General features: G+C 53.0%; 24 protein-coding genes. 2 read left to right on the forward strand and 22 right to left on the reverse strand.

Annotated features, from left to right (window positions below; translation table 11 throughout):
- Positions 1-6: 6 nt before the first annotated feature.
- The 6 genes from pstB to HV477_RS22415 form a co-directional block, all read right to left on the reverse strand.
- On the reverse strand, positions 7-780 hold the full coding sequence (pstB, locus tag HV477_RS22390) for a phosphate ABC transporter ATP-binding protein PstB (protein ID WP_000063118.1): 774 nt from the start codon (positions 778-780) through the stop codon (positions 7-9).
- A gap of 86 nt (positions 781-866) precedes the next feature.
- Complete coding sequence (gene pstA, locus HV477_RS22395; protein ID WP_000212199.1) at positions 867-1,757, reverse strand: phosphate ABC transporter permease PstA; 891 nt, start codon at positions 1,755-1,757, stop codon at positions 867-869.
- Entirely contained in the window at positions 1,757-2,716 is a 960-nt protein-coding gene (pstC, locus tag HV477_RS22400) for a phosphate ABC transporter permease PstC (RefSeq protein WP_000741630.1), read from the reverse strand. The genes pstA and pstC overlap by 1 nt, the downstream gene beginning before the upstream one ends.
- A 135-nt stretch (positions 2,717-2,851) precedes the next feature.
- Entirely contained in the window at positions 2,852-3,892 is a 1,041-nt protein-coding gene (gene pstS, locus HV477_RS22405; RefSeq protein WP_000867130.1) for a phosphate ABC transporter substrate-binding protein PstS, read from the reverse strand.
- Positions 3,893-4,057: 165 nt separating this feature from the next.
- Positions 4,058-5,431 (reverse strand): fructose-specific PTS transporter subunit EIIC, encoded by a 1,374-nt coding sequence (locus tag HV477_RS22410; protein WP_000162549.1) that lies wholly within the window; start codon positions 5,429-5,431, stop codon positions 4,058-4,060.
- A gap of 48 nt (positions 5,432-5,479) precedes the next feature.
- Positions 5,480-6,298: a shikimate 5-dehydrogenase gene (locus tag HV477_RS22415; protein ID WP_079899294.1), complete on the reverse strand. Its 819-nt coding sequence runs from the start codon at positions 6,296-6,298 to the stop codon at positions 5,480-5,482.
- Positions 6,299-6,392: 94 nt separating this feature from the next.
- On the opposite strand from HV477_RS22415, the gene HV477_RS22420 reads away from it, so the two are divergent.
- The gene (locus HV477_RS22420) at positions 6,393-8,150 is read left to right on the forward strand and encodes an SgrR family transcriptional regulator (protein ID WP_023239316.1); all 1,758 of its coding nucleotides are present in this window, start codon (positions 6,393-6,395) and stop codon (positions 8,148-8,150) included.
- A 150-nt stretch (positions 8,151-8,300) separates the two neighbouring features.
- Here the strand turns inward: HV477_RS22420 and glmS are convergent, their stop codons facing one another.
- From glmS to asnC, 16 genes are all read right to left on the reverse strand, one after another.
- Entirely contained in the window at positions 8,301-10,130 is a 1,830-nt protein-coding gene (gene glmS, locus HV477_RS22425; RefSeq protein ID WP_079899293.1) for a glutamine--fructose-6-phosphate transaminase (isomerizing), read from the reverse strand.
- 188 nt (positions 10,131-10,318) lie between these two features.
- Entirely contained in the window at positions 10,319-11,689 is a 1,371-nt protein-coding gene (glmU, locus tag HV477_RS22430; protein WP_000934851.1) for a bifunctional UDP-N-acetylglucosamine diphosphorylase/glucosamine-1-phosphate N-acetyltransferase GlmU, read from the reverse strand.
- Between the two features lie 319 nt (positions 11,690-12,008).
- Positions 12,009-12,707, reverse strand: coding sequence for a Bax inhibitor-1 family protein (locus HV477_RS22435; protein WP_061425140.1), 699 nt, complete (start codon positions 12,705-12,707; stop codon positions 12,009-12,011).
- A gap of 229 nt (positions 12,708-12,936) precedes the next feature.
- Positions 12,937-13,356: a F0F1 ATP synthase subunit epsilon gene (locus HV477_RS22440; RefSeq protein WP_001251971.1), complete on the reverse strand. Its 420-nt coding sequence runs from the start codon at positions 13,354-13,356 to the stop codon at positions 12,937-12,939.
- A 20-nt stretch (positions 13,357-13,376) separates the two neighbouring features.
- Positions 13,377-14,759: a F0F1 ATP synthase subunit beta gene (atpD, locus tag HV477_RS22445; RefSeq protein WP_000190499.1), complete on the reverse strand. Its 1,383-nt coding sequence runs from the start codon at positions 14,757-14,759 to the stop codon at positions 13,377-13,379.
- Between the two features lie 26 nt (positions 14,760-14,785).
- Positions 14,786-15,649, reverse strand: a complete 864-nt coding sequence (atpG, locus tag HV477_RS22450; protein ID WP_000896506.1) for a F0F1 ATP synthase subunit gamma — start codon at positions 15,647-15,649, stop codon at positions 14,786-14,788.
- Between the two features lie 50 nt (positions 15,650-15,699).
- Positions 15,700-17,241: a F0F1 ATP synthase subunit alpha gene (atpA, locus tag HV477_RS22455; protein WP_001176751.1), complete on the reverse strand. Its 1,542-nt coding sequence runs from the start codon at positions 17,239-17,241 to the stop codon at positions 15,700-15,702.
- A gap of 12 nt (positions 17,242-17,253) precedes the next feature.
- The gene (atpH, locus tag HV477_RS22460; RefSeq protein ID WP_001288957.1) at positions 17,254-17,787 is read right to left on the reverse strand and encodes a F0F1 ATP synthase subunit delta; all 534 of its coding nucleotides are present in this window, start codon (positions 17,785-17,787) and stop codon (positions 17,254-17,256) included.
- A gap of 14 nt (positions 17,788-17,801) precedes the next feature.
- A complete protein-coding gene (atpF, locus tag HV477_RS22465; protein ID WP_001052212.1) occupies positions 17,802-18,272 on the reverse strand; it encodes a F0F1 ATP synthase subunit B in 471 nt (156 codons plus the stop codon).
- Positions 18,273-18,331: 59 nt separating this feature from the next.
- Positions 18,332-18,571, reverse strand: coding sequence for a F0F1 ATP synthase subunit C (atpE, locus tag HV477_RS22470; protein ID WP_000429386.1), 240 nt, complete (start codon positions 18,569-18,571; stop codon positions 18,332-18,334).
- A 46-nt stretch (positions 18,572-18,617) separates the two neighbouring features.
- A complete protein-coding gene (gene atpB, locus HV477_RS22475) occupies positions 18,618-19,433 on the reverse strand; it encodes a F0F1 ATP synthase subunit A (RefSeq protein WP_000135632.1) in 816 nt (271 codons plus the stop codon).
- An 8-nt stretch (positions 19,434-19,441) separates the two neighbouring features.
- Entirely contained in the window at positions 19,442-19,822 is a 381-nt protein-coding gene (gene atpI / locus HV477_RS22480) for a F0F1 ATP synthase subunit I (protein ID WP_000116685.1), read from the reverse strand.
- Positions 19,823-20,437: 615 nt separating this feature from the next.
- Entirely contained in the window at positions 20,438-21,061 is a 624-nt protein-coding gene (gene rsmG / locus HV477_RS22485) for a 16S rRNA (guanine(527)-N(7))-methyltransferase RsmG (protein WP_001519938.1), read from the reverse strand.
- Positions 21,062-21,163: 102 nt separating this feature from the next.
- Positions 21,164-23,053, reverse strand: a complete 1,890-nt coding sequence (mnmG, locus tag HV477_RS22490) for a tRNA uridine-5-carboxymethylaminomethyl(34) synthesis enzyme MnmG (RefSeq protein ID WP_000499875.1) — start codon at positions 23,051-23,053, stop codon at positions 21,164-21,166.
- A gap of 378 nt (positions 23,054-23,431) precedes the next feature.
- Positions 23,432-23,875: an FMN-binding protein MioC gene (gene mioC / locus HV477_RS22495; protein WP_000763722.1), complete on the reverse strand. Its 444-nt coding sequence runs from the start codon at positions 23,873-23,875 to the stop codon at positions 23,432-23,434.
- Between the two features lie 89 nt (positions 23,876-23,964).
- The gene (gene asnC / locus HV477_RS22500; RefSeq protein ID WP_000433018.1) at positions 23,965-24,423 is read right to left on the reverse strand and encodes a transcriptional regulator AsnC; all 459 of its coding nucleotides are present in this window, start codon (positions 24,421-24,423) and stop codon (positions 23,965-23,967) included.
- A gap of 150 nt (positions 24,424-24,573) precedes the next feature.
- Between asnC and asnA the strand changes: the two genes are divergently transcribed.
- Complete coding sequence (gene asnA, locus HV477_RS22505; RefSeq protein ID WP_000845123.1) at positions 24,574-25,566, forward strand: aspartate--ammonia ligase; 993 nt, start codon at positions 24,574-24,576, stop codon at positions 25,564-25,566.
- Position 25,567 lies beyond the last annotated feature (1 nt).

Genomic DNA, 25,567 nt, shown 5'->3' on the forward strand with positions numbered 1-25,567 from the left:
CCTGAATTAACCGTAACGACCGGTGATATAGTCTTCTGTTTGTTTCTTCGCGGGCTTGGTGAACAGATCGTCCGTGTTGCTGAACTCAATCAACTCGCCCAGGTACATAAACGCCGTATGATCGGAGCAACGTGCCGCCTGCTGCATGTTGTGGGTCACGATCACCACGGTGTAATCCTGTTTCAGCTCGGTGATCAGCTCTTCGATACGCCCGGTGGAGATCGGGTCCAGAGCTGAACATGGCTCATCCAGCAGCAACACTTCCGGACGAATGGCGATACCGCGCGCAATGCACAGACGCTGCTGCTGACCACCGGAGAGAGAGTACCCGCTCTGGTGCAATTTATCTTTGGTTTCGTTCCATAATGCGGCTTTGGTCAACGCCCACTGCACGCGCTCGTCCATATCGGCACGAGACAGCTTCTCAAACAGACGCACGCCAAAGGCGATATTGTCATAGATGGACATCGGGAACGGCGTCGGCTTCTGGAATACCATCCCCACTTTTGCGCGCAGCAGCGCGATATCCTGGGTGTTGGTGAGAATATTGTCGCCATCCAGCAGAATTTCACCTTCCGCGCGCTGCTCCGGATAAAGCGAATACATTTTATTGAAGGTACGCAGTAGCGTTGATTTACCGCAGCCGGATGGCCCGATAAATGCCGTTACCTGATTCTTCGCGATATCCAGATTAATGTTCTTCAGGGCATGGAATTTGCCGTAGTAGAAGTTCAAATCACGAACCTGAATCTTACTCGGGGCAGTTTCAACCATACTCATTTCACTCTTTTCCTCATCCAGCGCCGCATCCGCCACGCCGTAAAATAATGCCTGATGGCGCTACGCTTATCAGGCCTACAATGTCTTTAACCGTGTTTTTTCTTCGCGAAAACAACACGCGCCAGAATATTCAGCAGCAGTACGCACAGGGTAATAATCAGCACGCCCGCCCAGGCTAATTGTTGCCATTCGGCAAACGGACTCATCGCGAATTTAAAAATGGTCACCGGCAGGTTGGCGATCGGCTGCATCATGTCGGTGCTCCAGAACTGGTTCGAGAGCGCGGTAAACAACAATGGCGCCGTTTCCCCGGCAATACGGGCAATAGCCAGCAGAATACCGGTCATAATGCCGGAGATAGAGGCTTTCAGCGTAATCGCGGAGATCATCTTCCACTTCGGCGTACCCAGCGCATAAGCGGCTTCACGCAGGCTATCCGGTACCAGCTTGAGCATGTTTTCAGTGGTACGGATAACGATCGGTACCTGCAACAGCGCCAGTGCAATCACCCCAGCCCAACCGGAGAAGTGCTGCATCTGCGCCACCACGATGGTGTAAACAAACAGCCCCACAACAATTGACGGCGCGGAAAGCAGAATGTCGTTAATAAAGCGAATGACTTCGGCGAGCCAGGATTTACGGCCATACTCGGCCAGGTAAATACCCGCCATAATCCCCAGCGGCGTACCCAATACGGTAGCCCAGAGAATCAACAATCCACTCCCCGCCAGGGCGTTCGCCAGCCCGCCGCCCGCCGTGTTCGGCGGCGGCGTCATTTCGGTAAACAGCGCCAGCGACATACCATCAATGCCGCGCGTGATGGTGGACATCAAAATCCAGATCAGCCAGAACAGGCCAAATGCCATCGTCGCCATTGAGAGCGTTAGTGCGATACGGTTCTTCATGCGGCGACGCGCCTGCATCTTGCGACGGGATTCCGCGAGCTGCGCGGTGTTCTGCATATCAAGCGTAGCCATTAACGTGCTCCCTCGTTCTTCGCCAGACGCATAATCATGAACTTAGACGCCGCCAGGACGATAAAGGTGATCACAAACAGGATCAGCCCCAGCTCCATCAACGCTGCCACGTGCAGGCCCGATTCCGCCTCAGCGAATTCGTTCGCCAGCGCGGAAGTGATGCTGTTGCCCGGCATATACAGCGACGCGCTGTCGAGCTGGTAAGTGTTGCCGATGATAAAAGTGACCGCCATCGTTTCACCCAGAGCACGGCCCAGCCCCAGCATAATGCCGCCGATCACGCCATTTTTGGTGAACGGTAGCACGATGCGCCAGATAACTTCCCAGGTAGTACAGCCGATACCGTAAGCGGACTCTTTCATCATTACCGGTGTTTGCTCGAAGACGTCGCGCATAACCGCCGCAATGTAGGGGATGATCATGATGGCGAGGATGACGCCCGCCGCCAGAATGCCGATACCAAAGGCCGGGCCGGAGAACAGCGCGCCGACAAACGGAATGTTGGAAAGAATATTGCCGACCGGCTCCTGGAAGTACGTCGCAAACAGCGGCGCGAAGATAAACAGCCCCCACATGCCGTACACGATACTGGGAATTGCCGCCAGCAGTTCAATGGCGATGCCGAGCGGACGCTTTAGCCAGCCTGGCGCCAGCTCGGTTAAAAACAGGGCAATGCCGAAACTGACCGGAACGGCGATCAGCAGTGCGATAAAGGAGGTCACCAGCGTGCCATAAATGGGCACCAGAGCGCCGTAGATATCGTTTGGCGCGTCCCATTCCTTAGTCCAAAGAAATGAGAAACCAAATTTCTGAATACTTGGCCAGGAGGAGATGATCAATGAGACGATAATACCGCCCAACATCAATAGCACAATCAGCGCAGCCAGTTTTACCAGCGCGCTGAAAATCATGTCGCCTTTTTTACCCGGCGGGTTAAAAGCAGGCTTGGTTGCAGCCATAAATTACTCTTTCCATTAAACGCATTTTACGACGTTGCCCCTGCCGGATGGCGCTACGCTTATCCGGCCTACAACGTGGGCCTGCGGTCGAAACCGTAGGGCGGATAAGCGTAGCGCCATCCGCCAATTCGTTAATTAATACAGCGCCTTACCGTTGCTGTCTTTTATACTGGTCTTCCATGCAGCACGAACCTGCTCAACAACGTTATCCGGCAGGCTGGCGTAGTCCAGATCATTCGCCTGCTTAGCGCCATTTTTGTAGGCCCAGTCGAAGAACTTCAACACTTCAGCACCCTGCTCAGGTTTCTTCTGCGCTTTGTGGACCAGGATAAACGTGGTGGAAGTGATTGGCCACACATCGTCACCTTTCTGGTTGGTCAGATCCTGCGCGAAGGTTTTGCTCCAGTCTGCGCCTTTCGCCGCATTAGAGAAGCTCTCTTCCGTCGGGCTTACCGGTTTGCCGTCGGCAGAAACCAGTTTGGTGTAGGCCAGGTTGTTCTGCTTAGCGTAAGCGTATTCAACGTAGCCGATAGCGCCTGGCAGACGCTGTACAAATGCCGCGATGCCGTCGTTACCTTTACCGCCCAGACCGGTTGGCCAGTTCACGGTAGAACCCGCGCCCACTTTCGATTTCCACTCGTCGTTGACTTTCGCCAGGTAACTGGTGAACACGAAGGAGGTACCGGAACCGTCAGCGCGACGCACCACAGCGATATTCTGTGAGGGCAGCTTCACGCCTGGGTTCAGTTTGGTGATGGCTTCATCATCCCACTTCTTGATTTTACCGAGGTAGATGTCACCCAGCGTTTTACCATCCAGCACCAGTTCACCGGATTTGAGGCCTGGAATATTCACCGCCAGCACCACGCCGCCGATCACCGTCGGAAACTGGAACAGGCCTTCCTGATTCAGTTTTTCGTCAGACAGCGGCGCATCGGAAGCGCCAAAATCAACGGTATTCGCGGTGATTTGTTTCACGCCGCCGGAAGAGCCTATCCCCTGGTAATTGACTTTGTTACCGGTTTCTTTCTGGTAGGTATCCGCCCATTTGGCATACACCGGCGCAGGAAACGTTGCACCGGCACCTGTCAGGCTTGCTGCTGCAAAGGCAGAGAACGCGCTCATCGATAAGGTCGCGGCGACAACAGTTGCGACAGTGGTACGCATAACTTTCATAATGTCTCCTGCACGGTTTCGGTAAATCGTTGTTTGAGTTGCTACGATGAGCAAAATAGGACAAATTGATGACAGTTATATGTCTTGATTATGACGGTTTGATGACAATGGAAATAAAAAAGCTGGCCCGGGGAGACACCAGACCAGCCTGCAGGGGGAGATGAATTAAACTGTTTGCGCAACCGCAGACGGTTTCAACAGCGCGTACATCAGGCCGCAGACAATCGTGCCCAGGGCAATCGAGAGCAGGTACTGCATCACATGTTCTACCGCATGCGGGATCGCCAGGACAAAGAGGCCGCCGTGTGGCGCCATCAGTGTACAACCGAAATACATGGACAGTCCCCCGGCGATTGCGCCACCGACCATCGTAGAAGGGATGACGCGCATCGGGTCACGCGCGGCGAAGGGAATCGCCCCTTCAGAGATAAAGCACAGCCCCAGGATAAAGGATGCGTTACCCGCTTCATGCTCAGAAGCAGTGAATTTCGCTCTGGCCGCCCAGGTTGCGACGCCCATCCCTAATGCCGGTACCATCCCTGCCGCCATAATGGCCGCCATCGGCATATACGAATGAGAAGCCAGTAAACCGACGCCGAAGGTATACGCAGCTTTATTCACCGGCCCACCAAGGTCAAAACCTTGCATTGCGCCCAGCAACATTCCCAGCAAGATAGCATTCGTAGAGGTCATATTCCCCAGGAACGTCGTCAGCCCTTCCATCACCGCAGAAACGGGGCCACCCACCACGTAAATCATGATTAGGCCGGTAATCAGCGTAGACAGTAGCGGCAGAACCAGCACAGGCTTAAGCGCTTCCATTGACGCTGGTAGCTTAATATTTTGCGCCAGAAACCGTACGCTGTAACCGGCCAGAAAACCGGCCACAATCCCTCCCAGGAAACCAGCACCGCACAGGCTGGCCAACATCCCGCCAATAAGCCCCGGGGCCAGACCCGGACGATCGGCAATTGAGAAGGCAATAAACCCAGCCAGTACCGGCACCATCAGCGCAAAGGCCGCCTTACCACCAATTTGAAATAACGCAGCCGCCAGCGTGCCCGGCTCGTTGAAGGCCTGGATACCGAAGACAAAAGAGAGTGCGATACACAACCCTCCCGCCACCACCAAAGGAAGCATATGGGATACGCCGGTCATTAAATGCTTATAAACGCCAGGTAGCTCTGTTTTACCAGCTGAAGAAGATCGCCCGGCACTCCCCTGATAGACCTCGGCGCTATTGAAAGCATTATCCATTTCCTGCGCACTCTTTTTTAGCGCCGCGCCGGTACTGGTGCGATAGAGTCTTTTGCCAACAAAGCCTGACAGATCCAGCTCAATATCCGCCGCGATAATCACCACATCCGCCTGCGCTATCTCTTCCGCGGTCAGCGTGTTCTTCGCCCCGACGGAACCGCGGGTTTCAACCTTGATCCAGTCACCACGCTTGCGGGCTTCAATTTCCAACGCTTCTGCCGCCATAAAGGTATGGGCGACGCCCGTCGGACAGGCCGTCACAGCAACAATTTTTTTAGTCATAGTAGGGTACCCTGTTCTTTTAATTTAAAGAAAAAGCGGGAAAAAATGTTACAGACGTGACCAGGCCGCGGCTTTCTGAAACAGCACGTCATCCGGGCGAATCCCGGTATAAAGGACAAATTGCTCCACGGCCTGAATAGCAAACACTTCGGAACCGGTAATCACGGTTTTACCGCGTTCACGGGCGTAGCGGATCAGCGGCGTGACGGGCGGTAGCGCCACCACATCAAAGATAACGCTCGCCTTATCCACTTCCTGTTCGGAATAAGAGAGTTTGTCGGCATCATTACCGCCAGCCATTCCGATAGGCGTGGCGTTAATTAACAAATCGGCTTCAATACCGTCGGTATCCGGGCGCCATTCATAGCCATAGAGTTCGGCCAGTTGTTTACCTGACGCTTCATCAATCGCGACAATATAACCACGGGTAAACCCCGCATCCTTCAGCGCGCAGGCCACCGCCTTTGCCATACCACCGCTGCCACGCAAAGCAAACACCAGGTCGGGAGAGACCTTGTAACTCGCCAGCAAGCGAGCTATTGCAATGTAATCGGTGTTGTACGCCTTCAGATGGCCATTGGTATTCACAATGGTATTAACTGAGTGAATGGCCTGAGCGGAAGCATCCAGTTCATCCACCAGCGGAATGCAGGCTTCTTTAAACGGCATAGAGATCGCGCACCCACGGATCCCCAGACCGCGCACGCCGCTAATGGCCTGCGTAAGATCGGTCGGCGAGAAAGCTTTGTAGAGATAATTGAGATCCAGCGCTTCGTACAGATAGTTGTGAAAGCGTGTACCGAAGTTACTTGGGCGTGCCGCCAGGGACATGCAGACCTGAGTATCTTTATTAATGCGCTTTGTCATGATGAATCCTCATAGAAGTTGCGATAGAGAAAATCATCGGCTAAAAAGGGGATATTAAAAATTGCTCATTCCCGTTCGGGAAATTTCACCTTTTATGACAACCCGGCACACTGAACAAAAATACTTAAAGCTACTCCAGCACTATGGCGATAAGCCCGTTAGCGTGACGCTACAGGAGCTGGCGGATGTGTTGTTCTGTACCCGGCGGCATATGCGTAATCTGTTGCTTCAGATGCAGGAGGCAAAGTGGCTCATCTGGCAATCACAGGCCGGACGTGGGCATCGCGCCCGGCTTCACCTGCGCTATAAACCAGAACAGCTGTTAAGCGAAAAGGCGGAGCAGTTACTGGAGTCTGGTCATGTTGATCAGGCCATTCAGCTGCTGGGTAAAAATAAGCACCAGGTGGCGCAACTGCTGCGCTCAAAACTGGGCTATAGCGTGCGGGCAGACTATCAGCGGCTGTGCATCCCCTATTACCGGACAATGCCGTCGCTGTGCCCCGGCACGCCGTTGCGCCGCTCTGAACAGCATCTGGTCAGGCAGATTTTTAGCGGCCTGACGCGCATAAATGAGGAAAAAGGTGAAGTCGAAGCCGATCTTGCCCACCACTGGCGGCAGATTGATCCACTGCGCTGGCGTTTTTATCTGCGCCCCGCCGTCCTCTGGCATGATGGTCAGGAGCTGACGATCGACGCGGTTATCGCTTCACTGACCCGCAGCGCTAAGCTGCCGTTGTTCTCGCACTTGCAGACCATTCAGGCCACCGGGCCGCTGAGCCTTGAAATTACGCTGGCGCACCCGGATAACCGACTGCCTCTGCTGCTCAGCCATATTGATGCCATGATCCTACCACCTGACCATACACAACGCGCTGATTTCCCGGCACATCCTGTGGGGACTGGCCCTTATGAGGTGGTGGAAAACAATGGCTTTCATCTGCAAATGAAGGCCTTTGACCACTACTTTGGTCTGCGCGGGCTGCTGGATGAAGTGGAGGTCTTTATCTGGCCGAATTTAACGGAGACAGACAATCTGGCGGAATCGCTGTCGGATAACGACACGGCAGCCTGGCTCAGCTCCAGCCTGAGCGATGAGGATTACGTTTCCGGACGGCTTAGCCAGGTATCAGGCAAACCTTCTGACAACCTGCGCGAGATGTTTCTTGAGCGTGGAGGATATTTTTTATTATGCGACAGCCGCTCCCCGCACTGGCATACCGCCGAACATCGCCGCTGGCTACGGGAAACACTCAGCCCTTACGCCATACTCCAGCATCTGAGTGAGGCAATTCGCCCCTTCTGGGTACCGGGCGGCAGCCTGCTGTCCTCCTGGTTTCATACTATTGAGGCGGGCCCGGCCTGTTCACCTTTTATTTCGTCGTCGCCCTACGCGAAACTGCGTCTGGCCTATCACGATCAGCACCCTGAATTTCCAATGCTCCTGGATATCATGCAAGAGATCATGCGCCAGCAGGGCATTTTACTTGAGGGCGTTGAGCTGAATTATGATGACTGGGCGAATGGCAAAGCCAATGTGGATCTCTGGCTGGGGACGGTCAATTTCCCCATTCCCGAAGAGTGGAACGTCGGTACATGGCTACTGGGCTCCCCTTTACTGCGCCACGCCATCAGTGGTGGGGATGATGCGCTGCTGGCCCAATGGGAAACCCAGTGGCATGCCGAAACCATCAGCGCGGAACAACTGGTCAGGGAAACCACCCGTTCAGGCTGGCTACAGCCGCTTTTTCACCACTGGATGCGACTCAAAAGCCCCGACCGGGCCAGGGGGATCCACCTGAATAACCTGGGGTGGTTTGATTTCCGATCCACCTGGATTGAGCCAGGGCCTTAAAGAAGAGAATGTGACCGGGTGCCCGTAGCGCAGGCAGGCGTAGCACCTCTTAGTCGCTCTTCAGCCACCATAGAGAAAGAACAGCGCCTGTCACAGCGCACAAAAAAAGGCCGTCTGTCGACGGCCTTCTGCCTGGTGCAACATTTGTACTTACTCTACCGTCACCGATTTCGCCAGGTTACGCGGCTGGTCAACGTCGGTGCCTTTAATCAGCGCCACGTGATACGCCAGCAGTTGCAGCGGAACGGTGTAGAAGATAGGCGCGATCACTTCTTCCACATGCGGCATCTCGATGATGTGCATGTTGTCGTTGCTGACGAAACCCGCATCCTGATCGGCGAAGACGTACAACTGACCGCCACGTGCGCGAACTTCTTCGATGTTGGATTTCAGTTTCTCCAGCAGTTCGTTGTTCGGCGCCACCACAATCACCGGCATATCGGCGTCAATCAGCGCCAACGGCCCGTGTTTCAGCTCGCCTGCAGCATAGGCTTCCGCGTGAATGTAAGAGATCTCTTTCAACTTCAGCGCGCCTTCGAGCGCAATCGGATATTGATCGCCACGCCCCAGGAACAGTGCATGGTGTTTGTCAGAGAAATCTTCCGCCAGGGCTTCGATACGTTTGTCCTGCGACAGCATCTGCTCAATACGGCTCGGCAGCGCCTGTAGGCCATGCACGATATCATGCTCAATGGACGCATCCAGACCTTTCAGACGCGCCAGTTTCGCCACCAGCATCAACAGCACGGTTAACTGGGTGGTGAAGGCTTTGGTAGATGCTACGCCAATTTCCGTTCCGGCATTGGTCATCAGCGCCAGATCGGATTCACGCACCAGCGAAGATCCCGGCACGTTACAAATGGCCAGAGAGCCCAAATATCCCAGCTCTTTCGACAGACGCAGGCCAGCCAGGGTATCTGCGGTTTCGCCAGACTGTGACAGGGTAATCATCAGGCTGTTACGACGCACGGCAGATTTGCGATAGCGGAATTCAGAGGCGATTTCAACGTCGCACGGAATACCTGCCAGCGATTCAAACCAGTAACGGGAAACCATACCGGAGTTGTAAGACGTACCGCAGGCGAGGATCTGAATATGCTCAACCTTCGACAGCAGTTCGTCGGCGTTCGGTCCCAGCTCGCTTAAATCCACCTGACCGTGGCTGATGCGCCCGGTAAGGGTGTTTTTGATCGCGTTCGGCTGCTCGTAGATCTCTTTCTGCATATAGTGGCGGTAAATGCCTTTATCACCGGCGTCATACTGCAGATTGGATTCGATATCCTGACGTTTTACTTCCGCGCCGGTGTTATCGAAGATATTTACCGAACGGCGAGTGATTTCAGCGATATCGCCCTCTTCAAGGAAAATAAAGCGACGAGTCACTGGCAACAGCGCCAGCTGGTCAGAAGCGATAAAGTTTTCGCCCATACCCAGGCCAATCACCAGCGGGCTACCTGAACGGGCAGCCAGTAGGGTATCCGGGTGACGGGTATCCATGATCACCGTGCCATATGCGCCACGCAGTTGCGGGATCGCACGCAGAACCGCGTCTCGCAGAGTGCCGCCTTGTTTCAGTTCCCAGTTTACCAGGTGTGCAATCACTTCGGTGTCGGTTTCAGAAACGAAGGTATAGCCACGCGCTTTTAACGCTTCACGCAGCGGTTCATGGTTTTCGATGATGCCGTTATGCACCACCACAATATGTTCAGAAACATGCGGATGCGCGTTAGCTTCTGAAGGTTCACCGTGCGTCGCCCAGCGAGTGTGAGCAATACCGGTGCCGCCATGCAGCGGGTGTTCTTCCGCTGCCTGAGCCAGCATCTGGACTTTACCGAGGCGACGCAGGCGGGTCATATGACCTTCTGCATCCACCACGGCCAGACCGGCAGAGTCATATCCGCGGTATTCCAGACGACGTAAACCTTCGAGAAGGATTTCAGCTACATCACGCTGCGCGATAGCGCCAACAATTCCACACATAGTTTTATTTCCTGATTATGGCATTACGCCATGCGTTGTCGCTGACCTGTATGCCCGTCGTTGCGGGCGCCCCGAGCCTTGTAGAGAGTGGGGTTATTTTTATAAGTACTGCTCATGGAGCGGAGGATTATTTTATCCTCTCATCTCCGGTCTGCCGGATGGCGCTGACGCTTATCCGGCCTACAAAATCACTTTTTCTTCACCGGACGCTGCCAGCCTTGCTTATGCACCTGCGGCACGCGGCTTAATACCAGTTCATTGTCGGCTACATTACGGGTGACGGTAGTCCCTGCGGCGATGGTGGCCCCTTTACCAACAGTAACCGGCGCCACCAGTTGGGTATCGGAGCCGACAAACACATCGTCGCCAATAACCGTTTTGAATTTGTTCGCGCCATCATAGTTACAGGTGATGGTCCCCGCGCCAATATTCACGTTGTCGCCAATTTCCGCATCGCCCAGGTAGGTCAGATGGCCGGCTTTAGAACCTTTACCCAGACGCGCTTTTTTCATTTCAACGAAATTGCCGACGTGAGCGCCCGCTAACAACTCAGCGCCGGGACGCAGGCGAGCAAACGGGCCGATGGTGCAGGCCGCTTCCAGATGCGCATCTTCCACCACGCTGTATGGGCTAATTTCGCAGTCATCGCCAATAACGCTGTTTTTAATAATGCAGCCCGCGCCGATCTTCACGCGGTGACCGAGCGTTACATAACCTTCGATGATAACGTTAGCGTCAATTTCGACATCCATTCCACAATGAAGGGTGCCGCGGAGATCAAAACGTGCCGGATCGCGCAACATAACGCCGGATAACAGCAGTTTCTCCGCCTGTTCGGCCTGGTAAATACGCTCCAGACGAGAAAGCTGTAGACGGTTATTCACGCCGTCCGTTTCGCTGATGCGAGCCGGATGCACCGCGGCGATTTCCCGTCCTTCCTGATAAGCCAGCGCGATGATATCTGTGATGTAATATTCACCCTGCGCATTATTGTTAGTCAGCTTAGACAACCAGCGTTTCAGGTCCGCGCCGTTGGCGATCAGAATACCAGTGTTAATTTCCTGGATCTGACGCTGTTCATCAGTGGCGTCTTTATGTTCAACGATGCCGGTCACTTTACCGTTTTCACGCGTAATACGGCCATAGCCGCTCGGATCGTCCAGCTTCACGGTTAATAACCCAATACCACCCTGCGGTTTGGCATCGCGCAGGCGCTGTAAGGTTTCAACCGAAATCAGCGGCACGTCGCCGTAAAGCATTAAAATATCTTCATCGTCGCTAAAGAAGGGCGCGGCCTGCTGCATTGCGTGACCTGTACCCAACTGTTCCGCCTGAAGCACCCAGTTTAGCTTGTCATCTTTCAGGGTCTGTTTTAACAACTCGCCACCGTGGCCATAGACCAGATGAACCTGTGCGGCCCCTAATTTAGTAGCTGCATCAATGACATGCTGCACCATGGGTTTACCCGCCAGCGTGTGCAGCACTTTAGGAATATCGGAATACATGCGCGTGCCTTTACCTGCGGCAAGGATCACTACGCTCATAGCACTATTTAACATACGCGTCCTGACTGTAATTTGAGAACGAATTTATACTGTTTCACGTTGAAAATACTACATTTTTTTCATCGTAAAATGGAAGAAGGATAAAACGCTCACCGGGATAACATCCCCGCCTGCTAATGAATCATTTTCGTTCATTACCGCGCCTCTTGTCTCCTGAAAAGTAAAAACACCCGCGTATTGGCAACGTAGTCCGATGTTTTTGCTGTTTTTTTACACCATAAATAAAGAAGATAACGTAATAAAGCGCAGGGGAGTCAGAAAAGCAAAAACCAGCGACAGAGGCCGCTGGTTTTCCGTTGCACGTATTTTTTACTTAATTACGCGACATAAAAATCCGCAAAATATACCAGAACATGGTCGCGATAGAAGCGAACAGATGTAATGCCGCGCCAGCAGGGCGATCGGTAGGGTAATGGTGAATAATGTTAGAAGTGTCGTAAAGTATAAACCCGGCGCACAGCAGTACCATTAGCGCAGAAAACCAGACGCCCAGCGAGAAGCCGCAGATGACGCTGGCAATAATCGCGCCAAAAGCAATGAACCCAGCCATAGTCAGAAACGAGCGCAGAAAAGAAAAGTCTTTTTTTATGGAAAAAGCGGTAAACGTCAGACCACCAACCAGCAACAGGGTCGTTATTGCCGCCGCGCCAATGCTCGACGGGTTAATATACGCCGCCACCGTTAACAGGGGGGCAAAAATCAGGGATTCTGCCAACACATAAATCCCCAGCCCGATAAGTTGCGTTTGATTAGTCCCCGCATTATCCGCCAGACGGGTCGCCAGCATTCCCACCAGCATAAAAGCGCCGAGAACAACCAACCAGCTATATCTTCCACCAGCCAGCAGCACATCAAGCGCATACTCCCCGACCCCTATAAAACTCCACGCCGCGCTCAATACGATAAAACCGACGATGGCGCCGGCGAGATGAAGATAAGCGCGACGAATAAAGGTAGTACGATCAATCCTTGAGTCGGGTTGTGGACCCGCAAAGGATGGCTGAAATGACATAGTAATAATCCCTCATTTTATGCAATAAAAACGCATCCATTCCTTCCTTCTTCGCACAATGTGCAGATGCCAATGACAGAAAGAAAGATTTAATGAAAACAGCGCTGTCGCTGAAAACGCGTCGCCTTCAGCCGCTTGTTTTTTTCGTTGCTAGTTTATCGAATAAAAATTGAGAGGATAAAAAAAAACCAGTCCGCAATCAGACTGGTTTTATGCTTTCAAGCCGGTGTTACATCGCTTTTTTGGTCAACTCGATAACGCGCAGTTTAGCGATCGCTTTGGCCAGTTCCGCAGACGCCTGAGCGTAATCCACGTCACCGTGCGAGCTCTTAATGTGCTCTTCGGCTTTACGCTTCGCTTCCAGGGCTCGCGCTTCGTCGAGATCCTGACCGCGAATCGCGGTATCCGCCAGAACGGTCACGCTGCCAGGCTGCACTTCCAGAATGCCGCCGGACAGATAGATAAACTCTTCATGACCGTGCTGCTTAACGATGCGAATCATACCAGGCTTAATGGCGGTGAGTAGCGGCGCGTGCCCCGGGTAAATCCCCAGTTCGCCTTCGCTACCCGTAACCTGGATTTTCTCGACCAGACCGGAGAACATTTGTTGCTCCGCGCTGACGACATCCAGGTGGTAAGTCATTGCCATATCACCCTCCGATTAAGGCGTTAAAGTTTTTTGGCTTTTTCCACGGCTTCGTCGATGGAACCGACCATGTAGAACGCCTGCTCCGGCAGGTGATCGTATTCGCCTTCCATGATGCCTTTAAAGCCACGGATGGTGTCTTTCAGGGAGACGTATTTGCCCGGAGAACCGGTAAATACTTCCGCCACGAAGAACGGCTGGGACAGGAAGCGCTGGATCTTACGCGCGCGAGCTACCACCAGTTTATCTTCTTCAGACAGTTCATCCATACCGAGGATGGCGATGATGTCTTTCAGTTCCTGATAACGCTGCAGGATGGACTGAACGCCACGCGCGGTGTCGTAGTGTTCCTGACCAACAACCAGCGGATCCAGCTGACGGCTGGTGGAATCCAGCGGGTCAACGGCCGGGTAGATACCCAGGGATGCGATCTGACGGCTCAGTACCACGGTTGCATCTAAGTGCGCAAAGGTGGTGGCTGGAGACGGGTCAGTTAAGTCATCCGCAGGTACGTATACCGCCTGTACGGAGGTGATAGAACCGGTCTTGGTGGAGGTGATACGTTCCTGCAGAACGCCCATCTCTTCCGCCAGAGTCGGCTGGTAACCTACCGCGGAAGGCATACGACCCAGCAGTGCGGATACTTCCGTACCGGCCAGGGTGTAACGATAGATGTTATCGACGAACAGCAGTACGTCACGACCTTCGTCACGGAATTTCTCCGCCATGGTCAGGCCGGTCAGTGCAACGCGCAGACGGTTTCCCGGCGGCTCGTTCATCTGGCCATACACCAGGGATACTTTATCGATAACGTTGGAGTCGGTCATTTCATGGTAGAAGTCGTTACCCTCACGAGTACGTTCACCTACGCCCGCAAACACAGAGTAACCGGAGTGCTCGATCGCGATGTTACGGATAAGCTCCATCATGTTTACGGTTTTACCTACACCCGCACCACCGAACAGACCGACTTTACCGCCCTTCGCGAACGGACACATCAGGTCGATAACTTTGATACCGGTTTCCAGCAGTTCCTGAGAGTTTGACAACTCTTCGTAGGAAGGCGCTGCGCGGTGAATCGCCCAACGCTCTTCTTCGCCGATCTCGCCTTTCATGTCGACCGGTTCGCCCAGGACGTTCATAATACGACCCAGCGTAGCTTTACCTACCGGGACTTCGATCGGGTGTTCGAGATCTTTTACATCCAGACCGCGACGCAGACCGTCAGAAGACCCCATCGCGATGGTACGCACGATACCGCCGCCAAGCTGCTGCTGAACTTCCAGCACCAGCTTCTCATTACCATTCTGCACCTCAAGGGCATCGTACACGCGTGGTACGGCATCCTGAGGGAACTCGACGTCGACCACGGCGCCGATTACCTGGACAATCTTTCCAGTAGCCATCTTAAATCCTCTACGAAATAACCTGGTTAAACCGCGGCGGCCCCCGAGACGATCTCGGTGAGTTCCTGAGTAATGCTGGCCTGACGAGCTTTGTTGTATACCAACTGCAGCTCTTTAATCAGGCTGCCGCCATTATCGGTTGCGGCTTTCATCGCCACCATTCGTGCGGCCTGCTCGCTGGCCAGGTTTTCTACCACGCCCTGATAAACCTGAGACTCCACATAACGACGCAGGAGAGTATCCAGCAGCGCTTTCGGGTCTGGTTCATACAGGTAATCCCAGGCTTTACGCTTCAGATCATCATCTTCTGACGCCGGCAGCGGCAGCAGTTGAGTGATCGTCGGCACCTGAGACATGGTGTTAATAAATTTGTTGCTGACAATGTAAAGCTTGTCCAGACGGCCTTCGTCGTAGGCCTGCAACATCACTTTAACCGGACCGATCAGTTCGGACAGAGAAGGGTTATCCCCCATACCTGTCACCTGAGCGACAACGTTGCCGCCTACGGAATTAAAGAATGACACGCCCTTAGAGCCGATCATTGCGAGTTCGCACTGAACGCCTTTATCGGACCATGCCTTCATATCCGCCAGCAGCTTTTTGAACAGGTTAATGTTCAAGCCACCGCACAAACCACGGTCGGTCGACACTACCAGGTAGCCCACGCGTTTAACGTCGCGCTCTTCCAGGTAGGGGTGCTTATATTCCAGATTACCGTTCGCAAGGTGACCAATCACTTTGCGCATGGTCTCTGCATAAGGACGGCTGGCCGCCATGCGATCCTGCGATTTACGCATTTTGGAAGCGGCGACCATCTCCATCGCTTTAGTGATCTTTTGCGTGTTCTGGACGCTTGCGATCTTACTACGTATCTCTTTTGCGCCGGCCATGAGCTTCTCCTCAATGCCTTACGGCCTGCCCTAAGGCAAGCCGCCAGACGTTACCAGGACTGGGTTGCTTTGAAGGAATCGAGGATGCCTTTCAGCTTGCCTTCGATTTCGTCGTTATAGCCACCGGACTGGTTGATCTCTTGCATCAGCGGAGCGTGATCACGGTCGACGTAAGCCAGCAGTGCGGCTTCGAAGCTACCGATTTTCGCCAGTTCGACATCCGCCAGATAACCACGTTCTGCTGCGAACAGAACCAGAGACTGCTGCGCGACGGACATCGGCGCATACTGTTTCTGTTTCAGCAGTTCGGTCACTTTCTGACCGTGGTCAAGCTGTTTACGGGTGGCATCGTCAAGGTCGGATGCAAACTGAGAGAACGCCGCCAGTTCACGATACTGCGCCAGCGCGGTACGAATACCACCGGACAGTTTTTTCATGATCTTGGTCTGGGCTGCGCCACCTACACGGGATACCGAGATACCCGGGTTAACCGCAGGACGAATACCGGCGTTAAACAGGTTAGATTCCAGGAAGATCTGACCATCGGTAATGGAAATTACGTTGGTCGGAACGAACGCGGAAACGTCACCTGCCTGCGTTTCGATAATCGGCAGCGCGGTCAGAGAGCCGGTTTTCCCTTTCACTTCACCTTTGGTGAAGGCTTCGACGTAGTCGGCGTTAACACGCGCAGCACGCTCCAGCAGACGAGAGTGGAGGTAGAATACGTCGCCCGGGAATGCTTCACGTCCTGGCGGACGACGGAGCAGCAGGGAGATCTGACGGTAAGCAACAGCCTGTTTAGACAGGTCATCGTAAATGATCAGCGCATCTTCGCCGCGGTCGCGGAAGTATTCGCCCATTGCGCAACCGGCATACGGCGCCAGATATTGCAGCGCAGCGGATTCGGACGCGGTCGCCACCACAACAATGGTGTTAGCCAGCGCGCCGTGTTCTTCCAGTTTACGCACCACGTTAGAGATGGTGGACGCTTTCTGGCCGATAGCGACATAGATACATTTGATGCCGGAGTCGCGCTGGTTGATGATGGCGTCGATAGCCAGCGCGGTTTTACCGGTCTGACGGTCACCGATGATCAGTTCACGCTGACCACGACCGATTGGGATCATGGAGTCAACGGCTTTATAGCCGGTCTGCACCGGCTGATCGACAGACTGACGATCGATAACGCCCGGCGCAATCGCTTCAACGGCAGAGAAGCCGTCATTATCAACCGGACCTTTACCGTCGATTGGCGCACCCAGGGTGTTTACCACACGTCCCAGCAGGCCGCGGCCAACCGGAACTTCCAGGATACGGCCCGTACATTTAACCTTCATGCCTTCGGCAAGGTCAGCGTATGGACCCATGACTACCGCACCCACGGAGTCGCGCTCCAGGTTCAGTGCGATAGCGTAACGGTTACCCGGCAGGGAGATCATTTCACCCTGCATACAATCGGCCAGGCCGTGAATGCGGATAACACCGTCACTGACAGAAACAATAGTACCTTCGTTGTGAGCTTCGCTCACCACATTGAACTGAGCAATGCGCTGCTTGATCAGTTCGCTGATTTCGGTGGAATTCAGTTGCATGCTCCAGTCCCCTTAAGACTGCAAGACGTCTGCAAGGCGCTCAAGACGGCCGCGTACGCTGCCATCAATGACCATATCACCCGCCCGGATGATAACGCCTGCCATTACAGACTTATCGATTTTGCAATTCAGCTTCACTTTGCGTGACAGACGTTTTTCCATCGCGGCGCTGATTTTCGAAAGCTGCTCTTCACTCAATGCGGTTGCCGACGTAACTTCTACCTCGGAGGTAGCTTCACTGGCGGCACGCAGATGAATAAACTGCTCCAGAACATCCGGGAGCGCGTTCAGACGATTATTTTCAGCCATCACCCGAATCAGGTTCTGACCGTTTTCGTCTAACTGCTCACCGCAGACTGCGATAAACGACTCAGCGAGCGTTTCCGGCGCCAGCGCGCCAGAGAGAAGCTCTGCCATTTGTTCGTTCTTGGTTACCTCGGCGGCAAACGCCAGCATATCCTGCCAGCGCTCTACACTTTGGTGTTCAACGGCAAAGTCAAAAGCTGCTTTGGCGTAGGGGCGAGCTACCGTAACAAATTCAGACATCAGCCCCTCCCTCCTTACAGTTCAGCGACAAGTTTATCCACGATGTCGCTGTTAGCAGCTTCATCCACGGAACGTTCGATGATCTTCTCGGCGCCAGCAACAGCCAGGATAGCAACTTGCTTACGCAGCTCTTCACGGGCGCGTTTACGCTCGGCTTCAATTTCCGCCTGCGCCTGCGCCACGATTTTAGTACGTTCCTGCTCTGCTTCAGTTTTGGCTTCGTCCAGGATCTGAGCGCGGCGTTTGTTTGCCTGCTCGATGATTACCTGAGCTTCCGCTTTCGCTTTTTTCAGCTGGTCGGTCGCGCTGGCCTTTGCAAGGTCAAGATCCTTATGTGCTCGTTCAGCAGAAGCGAGACCGTCAGCAATTTCTTTCTGACGTTTCTCGATGGCTGCCATTAACGGCGGCCATACGTACTTCATGCAAAACCAGACAAAGAGAATAAACGCGATGGCCTGGCCGAGGATTGTTGCGTTAAGATTCACAGCACAATGCCTCTATCTAGTTAACCTTCTGATATTGCTCTTAATTCAAGCAACGCTTACTACGCGACAGCGAACATCACGTACAGACCCAGACCTACAGCGATCATCGGGATAGCATCCACCAGACCCATAACGATAAAGAACTGAGTACGCAGCAGAGGAATCAGATCAGGTTGACGCGCCGCGCCTTCCAGGAATTTACCCCCGAGGATGCCGATACCGATCGCAGCACCGATTGCCGCCAGACCCATCATCACAGCGGCAGCCATGTACAGCAGATCCATATTCAGGTTTTCCATGACAGTCTCCAGTTTGTTTCAGTTAAAACGTAGTAGTGTTGGTAAATTAATGCTCTTCGGACGCCATCGACAGATAGACAATCGTCAGAACCATGAAAATGAAGGCTTGCAGCGTAATAATCAGGATGTGGAAAATGGCCCACGGCACATTCAGAATCCACTGTGACCACCACGGCAACAGACCAGCAATCAGAATGAAAATCAGCTCACCGGCATACATGTTGCCGAACAGTCGCAGACCGAGAGAAACCGGTTTGGACAGCAGACTTACCCCTTCAAGGATTAAGTTGACAGGAATGAACGCCCAGTGATTGAACGGCTGCAGCGTCAACTCTTTTGCGAAGCCGCCGATGCCTTTCATTTTGATGCTGTAGAACAGAATAAGGATGAATACGCCCAGCGCCATCGACAGGGTGATGTTGACGTCAGCAGACGGCACCACGCGCGTTGCCGGCAGACCCAGCCAATGCTCAGCGATATACGGCAGCAGGTCGATAGGCAGTAAGTCCATCAGGTTCATAAGGAATACCCAGACGAAAATCGTCAGGGCCAGCGGCGCAATCAGCTTGCTTTTGCCATGGTACATGTCTTTGACGCTGCCATGCACAAAGCCGACTATCAGCTCAATCGCGGTCTGAAACTTGCCTGGCACGCCGCTGGTCGCTTTTTTAGCAACGCTACGGAACATCACCAGAAACAACAGACCCAGCACCACCGAGAAGAACATGGAGTCAATATTGAGCGTCCAGAAGGTGGCTGGGGGGTTCTGCGGATCCACCAGCGAGAAAGTACGCAGGTCCAGCTGAAGGTTATTCAGATGGTGTCCTATGTATTCCTGCGGCGTCATATTTTCTGAAGCCATGATGCCTTTTACCCTTTGTTGTTAATTACAGCCGGCGCCAGTATCTGAACCACCAGCACCAAAACCCACGTAACGATCAGCGGCAAAAACACCGCCTTTAAAACCGCCAACGCCACCACCAGTAAAACCAGCATCGCTAACACCTTGAAGGCTTCACCGAAGGCGAAAGTCCAGGACACGCGGCCCTTAGCAGGTGTATGCGCCTGGTGACGCCAGGCAAATATCATAAACAACATATTAGGCAGTGCCACTGCCAATCCCCCACATACTGCGGAGATGCCCCAGAAGGGGTCTTTGAGGCAAAACAGCAATCCACTTGCTATTACCGCCAGAAACTGAATGAACAGAAGCTTACGAGCAACGTTTCGACTCACGAGCGACACAGACATCACGTTTTTACTCCTGCTCACTTCGAGGTATGCCGCGTGTCGTATAAAACGTTCTTTAAGACTTAGAGTCAAGCATCAAAAAGCGGTCAAATTATACGGTGCGCCCCCGTGATTTCAAACAATAAGTAGCCAAAAGGTGAATAAATGTTTAAATATTTTTCTCTGGCCCGCATTTTTAACTTTTAGCCAAAGTGTGAACGATCGTACAAAACTGCAAATAGCGCGAAAACACTGGCGATAAAGCGTGCACCAGATCACACATTAAACATATTCATGCTTACGCAATTCATTTACGTGTCAATTCATGCCTTTTCATCTTTTTGATATTTAAGCGTAAAACCAGGTACTGTTTTAAAAATACCAGCTTACACCTTAAAAACGCCCCATTGACATTTATAATAAAAATTTAACAAGCAAAAGTGATTTTTCGATTCGATTTTTAGCAGACTGATATTTACAAAGTTGATTACTCTCTGTTTTAACAAAAGAAGCGACGTTGTCATGTTGAAACGAAACCGTAAATCCAGAGTTAAATGTAACAACGCTGAAATGCGTTATACCTGTCGATTTTTAACACAAGCCGCGTCGTTTTTTTTCTATTTTTTTTGATAAAAATTAAACTTTGTTTGACTTAATAATCACCAGATGCCGCTCGCCTTCCAGTTGCGGAACGCGTAATTTTTCAACAGATTCGACGCTAAAATTGTCAGGTAGTGAGGCAATTTCATCCCCTGGCAATTGCCCTTTTAAGGCATAAAAACGCCCTTTCTCTCCCGGCAGATGGTGACACCAGCTCACCATATCATTCAACGATGCGAAAGCGCGGCTGATAACGCCATCAAACGGTGGTTCGGAGGGATAGGCTTCAACGCGGCTTTGAACCGGCGTGATGTTTTCCAGTTTCAGTTCGTGCTGGACCTGACGCAGAAAACGTACCCGCTTGCCCAGGCTGTCGAGTAAGGTGAAATGCGCGTCAGGGAGAACAATAGCCAGTGGGATGCCCGGCAGCCCCGGTCCTGTTCCTACGTCGATAAAACGCTGTCCCTGAAGATACGGCGCAACGACTATGCTGTCGAGAATATGGCGTACCAACATTTCGTTGGGATCCCGCACTGACGTCAGGTTGTATGCTTTGTTCCATTTGTGCAGCATATCAACGTAGGCGACCAGCAGCGTTTTCTGGTGATCGGTAAGAGAAATACCGGCATCAGCCAGCAGACGAGAGAGTTTGTTGAGCACGGTCATTACCTGTTAATAATCAAATGCCCGATGCGCTTTCGCTTATCGGGCCTACAAATTTGTAGGGCGGGCAAGCGAAGCGCCCCCGCCAAATTAGTGTTATCAAGCGCTACGACGCAGCATACCTTGTTTTTTCAGCCATACCAGCAGAATGGAGATTGCCGCTGGCGTAACGCCGGAGATACGCGATGCCTGGCCGATAGACGCCGGTTTATGATCGTTCAGCTTGGCGATAACTTCGTTCGACAGACCGGAAACCTGACGATAATCCAGCGTGGCAGGCAGCAACGTATTCTCGTTACGTAGTTGTTTTTCAATCTCATCCTGCTGGCGAGCGATATAGCCTTCGTATTTGACCTGGATTTCCACCTGCTCAGCGGCTTGCTCATCTTCAAGCGCAGGCGCGAATGCGGCAAGCGAAGTGAGCTGCGCGTAGGTCATTTCCGGACGACGCAACAGATCTTCGCCGCTGGCCTCACGGGAGAGAGGCGTGGTCAAATGCGCATTCACTTCATCGGCGGATTCCGCAGACGGCGTTACCCATGTCGATTTCAGCCGCTGACGTTCGCGTTCGATACTTTCCAGCTTCTCGTTGAAGCGCGCCCAGCGTTCATCATCCACCAGACCCAGCTCGCGGCCCATTTCGGTCAGACGCAGATCGGCGTTGTCCTCACGCAGCATCAGGCGATATTCGGCGCGGGAGGTAAACATGCGATACGGCTCTTTGGTGCCCAGCGTACAGAGATCGTCCACCAGCACGCCGAGATAAGCCTGAGAACGCGCAGGCGCCCAGCCCTCTTTGTCGGCGGAAAGACGCGCGGCATTCAGACCAGCGAGCAAGCCCTGCGCCGCAGCCTCTTCATAGCCGGTAGTACCGTTGATTTGACCAGCAAAGAACAGGCCGTGAATAAATTTACTTTCCAGAGTCGGTTTCAGATCGCGCGGGTCGAAGAAATCGTACTCAATCGCGTAACCAGGGCGAACGATCTTCGCGTTCTCCATACCCTGCATGGAACGGACAATCTGCATCTGCACGTCAAACGGCAGGCTGGTGGAGATACCGTTAGGGTAAATCTCGTTAGAGGTCAGTCCTTCCGGCTCAAGGAAGATCTGATGCTGGTTACGATCGGCAAAACGCATCACCTTGTCTTCGATCGAAGGGCAGTAGCGTGGGCCGATCCCTTCGATCACGCCAGCGTACATTGGGCTACGATCGAGGTTATTACGAATCACGTCATGGGTTTTCTCATTGGTATGCGTGATGTAACACGGCACCTGTTGCGGATGCTGAGAAGCATTCCCCATAAACGAGAAAACCGGCATCGGGTTATCGCCATGCTGTTGAGCCAACACGCTGAAATCGATAGTACGCGCATCAATACGCGGCGGTGTGCCGGTTTTCAGGCGACTGACGCGTAGCGGAAGCTCACGCAGACGGCGAGACAGCGGGATGGATGGCGGATCGCCAGCACGACCGCCGCTGTAGTTATCCAGACCAATATGAATTTTGCCATCCAGGAAGGTTCCGACGGTCAGTACCACCGCTTTCGCGCGGAATTTGAGCCCCATTTGGGTCACGGCGCCGACAACGCGATCGTTTTCGACAATCAGATCTTCAACAGCTTGCTGGAAGATCATCAGATTCGGCTGATTCTCCAGCGCGGTACGCACCGCCTGGCGGTATAAGACTCGATCCGCCTGAGCCCGGGTAGCGCGAACGGCCGGACCTTTGCTGGCGTTTAGTATCCTAAACTGAATACCTGCCTGATCGATCGCTTTCGCCATCAGACCGCCGAGCGCATCCACCTCTTTTACCAGATGTCCCTTTCCAATACCGCCGATCGCCGGGTTGCAGCTCATCTGTCCCAACGTGTCAATATTGTGTGTCAAAAGCAGAGTCTGTTGACCCATACGCGCTGCGGCCATCGCGGCCTCAGTGCCTGCATGACCCCCGCCAATAATAATGACGTCAAAAGGATCCTGATAAAACATGGTAATTGCCTCGCATAACGCGGTGTGAAAATGGATTGAAGCCCGGGCGGTGGATTCTACTCAACTTTAGCCGATGGAGAAAGCCCCGGGATCCGGGCTATTAAAAAGAAGATCTTTTTATTTAGAGATCTGTTCTATTGTGATCTCTTATTAGGATCGCACCAGGCTGTGGATAACCCGGATCCTGTAATAAAGATCAATGCGTTGGAAAGGATCACTAGCTGTGAATGATCGGTGATCGTGGCCCGTATAAGCTGGGATCAAAACGGGTACTTATACACAACTCAAAAAGTGAACAACGGTTATTCTTTGGATAACTACCGGTTGATCCAAGCTTTCCACCAGATTTATCCACAATGTATCGCACGATCTTTACACTTATTTGAGTAAATTAATCCAGGATCCGAGCCAAATCTCCGCTGGATCTTCCGGAATCTCATGTTCAAGGATGTTGATCTTCAGTGTTTCCCCAACCTGTTTTGCGCCAGCGCCTTTCAGTTCCGCTTCTATTTTCTCAATCGCGCCGCAAAACGTGTCGTATTCTCGACTACCAATGCCAATTGCGCCGAAACGTACCGCGGAAAGATCGGGTTTCTGCGTCTGAAGGTCTTCATAGAAAGGGGTCAGGTTGTCCGGAATGTCTCCGGCACCGTGCGTTGAGCTGATTATCAGCCAGATCCCGGAAGTTGACAGATCCTCTAATAACGGACCGTGCACCGTTTCGGTTGAAAAACCGGCAGCTTCCAGCTTTTCCGCCAGATGTTCCGCGACGTATTCAGCGCCACCCAGGGTGCTGCCGCTGATAAGAGTAATGTCTGCCATTGATCGCTCGCTCAGGTAAAGAGGCTGCATTGTACTCTGTGAACGAGCTGGGATCTACCTGTGGAAAAATGTGGGATTAAAAAAGCCGATCATGGCTTGATGGTGCGCATGATCGGGTTCTGCAAGACGATCAGTGTCTCAGTGGACTGAATTTCATCAATTGTTTGGATCTTGTTGATAAGTACGTGCTGAAGCGCGTCGATTGATTTGCACATCACTTTTATAAAGATGCTGTAGTGACCGGTGGTGTAATACGCTTCCGTCACCTCATCCAGGCTTTCCAGCCGGGCCAGTGCGGAGGGATAGTCTTTGGCGCTTTTGAGGATGATGCCAATAAAGCAGCCCACATCGTAGCCCAGCTGTTTAGGGCTGACGTCAATCCGTGCGCCCGTAATGATCCCGGCCTGCTTCATTTTCTCGACGCGAACGTGAATGGTTCCAGGGCTAACGCCAAATTGTTTGGCCAGTTCGGCGTAGGCGGTGCGGGCATTTCCCATTAAGGCGTCAAGGATGCCGCGGTCCAGATTGTCGATCTGATAATTTTCCATCGCTTTTTCTTATGCTGATTAATGATTATCTCTATTTTAGCCATTATTTTTAACGAATCAAAATCGAAGTTGGCTTTTTATCTGTTGATTATTGAATAGTGCTCTCGTTTTGTTGCTTAATCATAGGCAACAGGACGCAGGAGTAAAAAAATGAAAACCGCTTACATTGCCAAACAACGTCAAATTAGCTTCGTGAAATCACATTTCTCTCGCCAGCTTGAGGAGCGTCTGGGTCTGATTGAGGTCCAGGCGCCGATCCTGAGTCGCGTAGGAGATGGTACGCAGGATAATTTGTCCGGCTGTGAAAAAGCGGTGCAGGTAAAAGTGAAAGCGTTGCCTGACGCCCAGTTCGAAGTGGTGCATTCACTGGCGAAGTGGAAACGTCAAACCCTGGGGCAACATGACTTCAGCGCGGGCGAAGGGCTGTACACGCACATGAAAGCCCTTCGCCCCGATGAAGACCGACTCTCTCCGCTCCACTCGGTCTATGTGGATCAGTGGGACTGGGAGCGTGTCATGGGCGATGGCGAGCGCCAATTTTCCACCCTGAAAAGCACAGTAGAGGCTATATGGGCAGGAATTAAGGCGACGGAAGCAGAAGTGCATAAACAGTTTGGTCTGGCGCCGTTCCTGCCAGAGCAAATTCAGTTTGTTCACAGCCAGGAGCTGTTGTCTCGCTATCCGGATCTGGATGCGAAAGGGCGCGAACGCGCGATCGCCAAAGAACTTGGCGCCGTTTTTCTGGTGGGGATCGGCGGTAAACTGAGCGATGGCCACCGCCATGATGTACGCGCGCCGGATTATGATGACTGGAGCTCCGCATCTGAGCTGGGCTACGCCGGTCTGAACGGCGATATCCTGGTGTGGAACCCGGTGCTGGAAGATGCGTTTGAGCTTTCCTCTATGGGTATCCGCGTAGATGCCGATACGCTGATGCGCCAGCTGGCGTTGACCGGTGATGAAGATCGCCTGCAACTGGAGTGGCATCAGGCGCTGCTGCGCGGCGAAATGCCGCAGACCATCGGCGGCGGGATTGGGCAGTCTCGTCTGACGATGTTGCTGCTGCAATTGCCGCATATTGGTCAGGTGCAGTGCGGCGTATGGCCCGCGCAGGTTCGCGAAAGCATTCCTGCTATTTTATAAG

This window comes from Salmonella sp. SG203, assembly GCF_013350575.1.
In the GTDB taxonomy this organism is placed as follows: Bacteria; Pseudomonadota; Gammaproteobacteria; order Enterobacterales; family Enterobacteriaceae; genus Salmonella; species Salmonella enterica.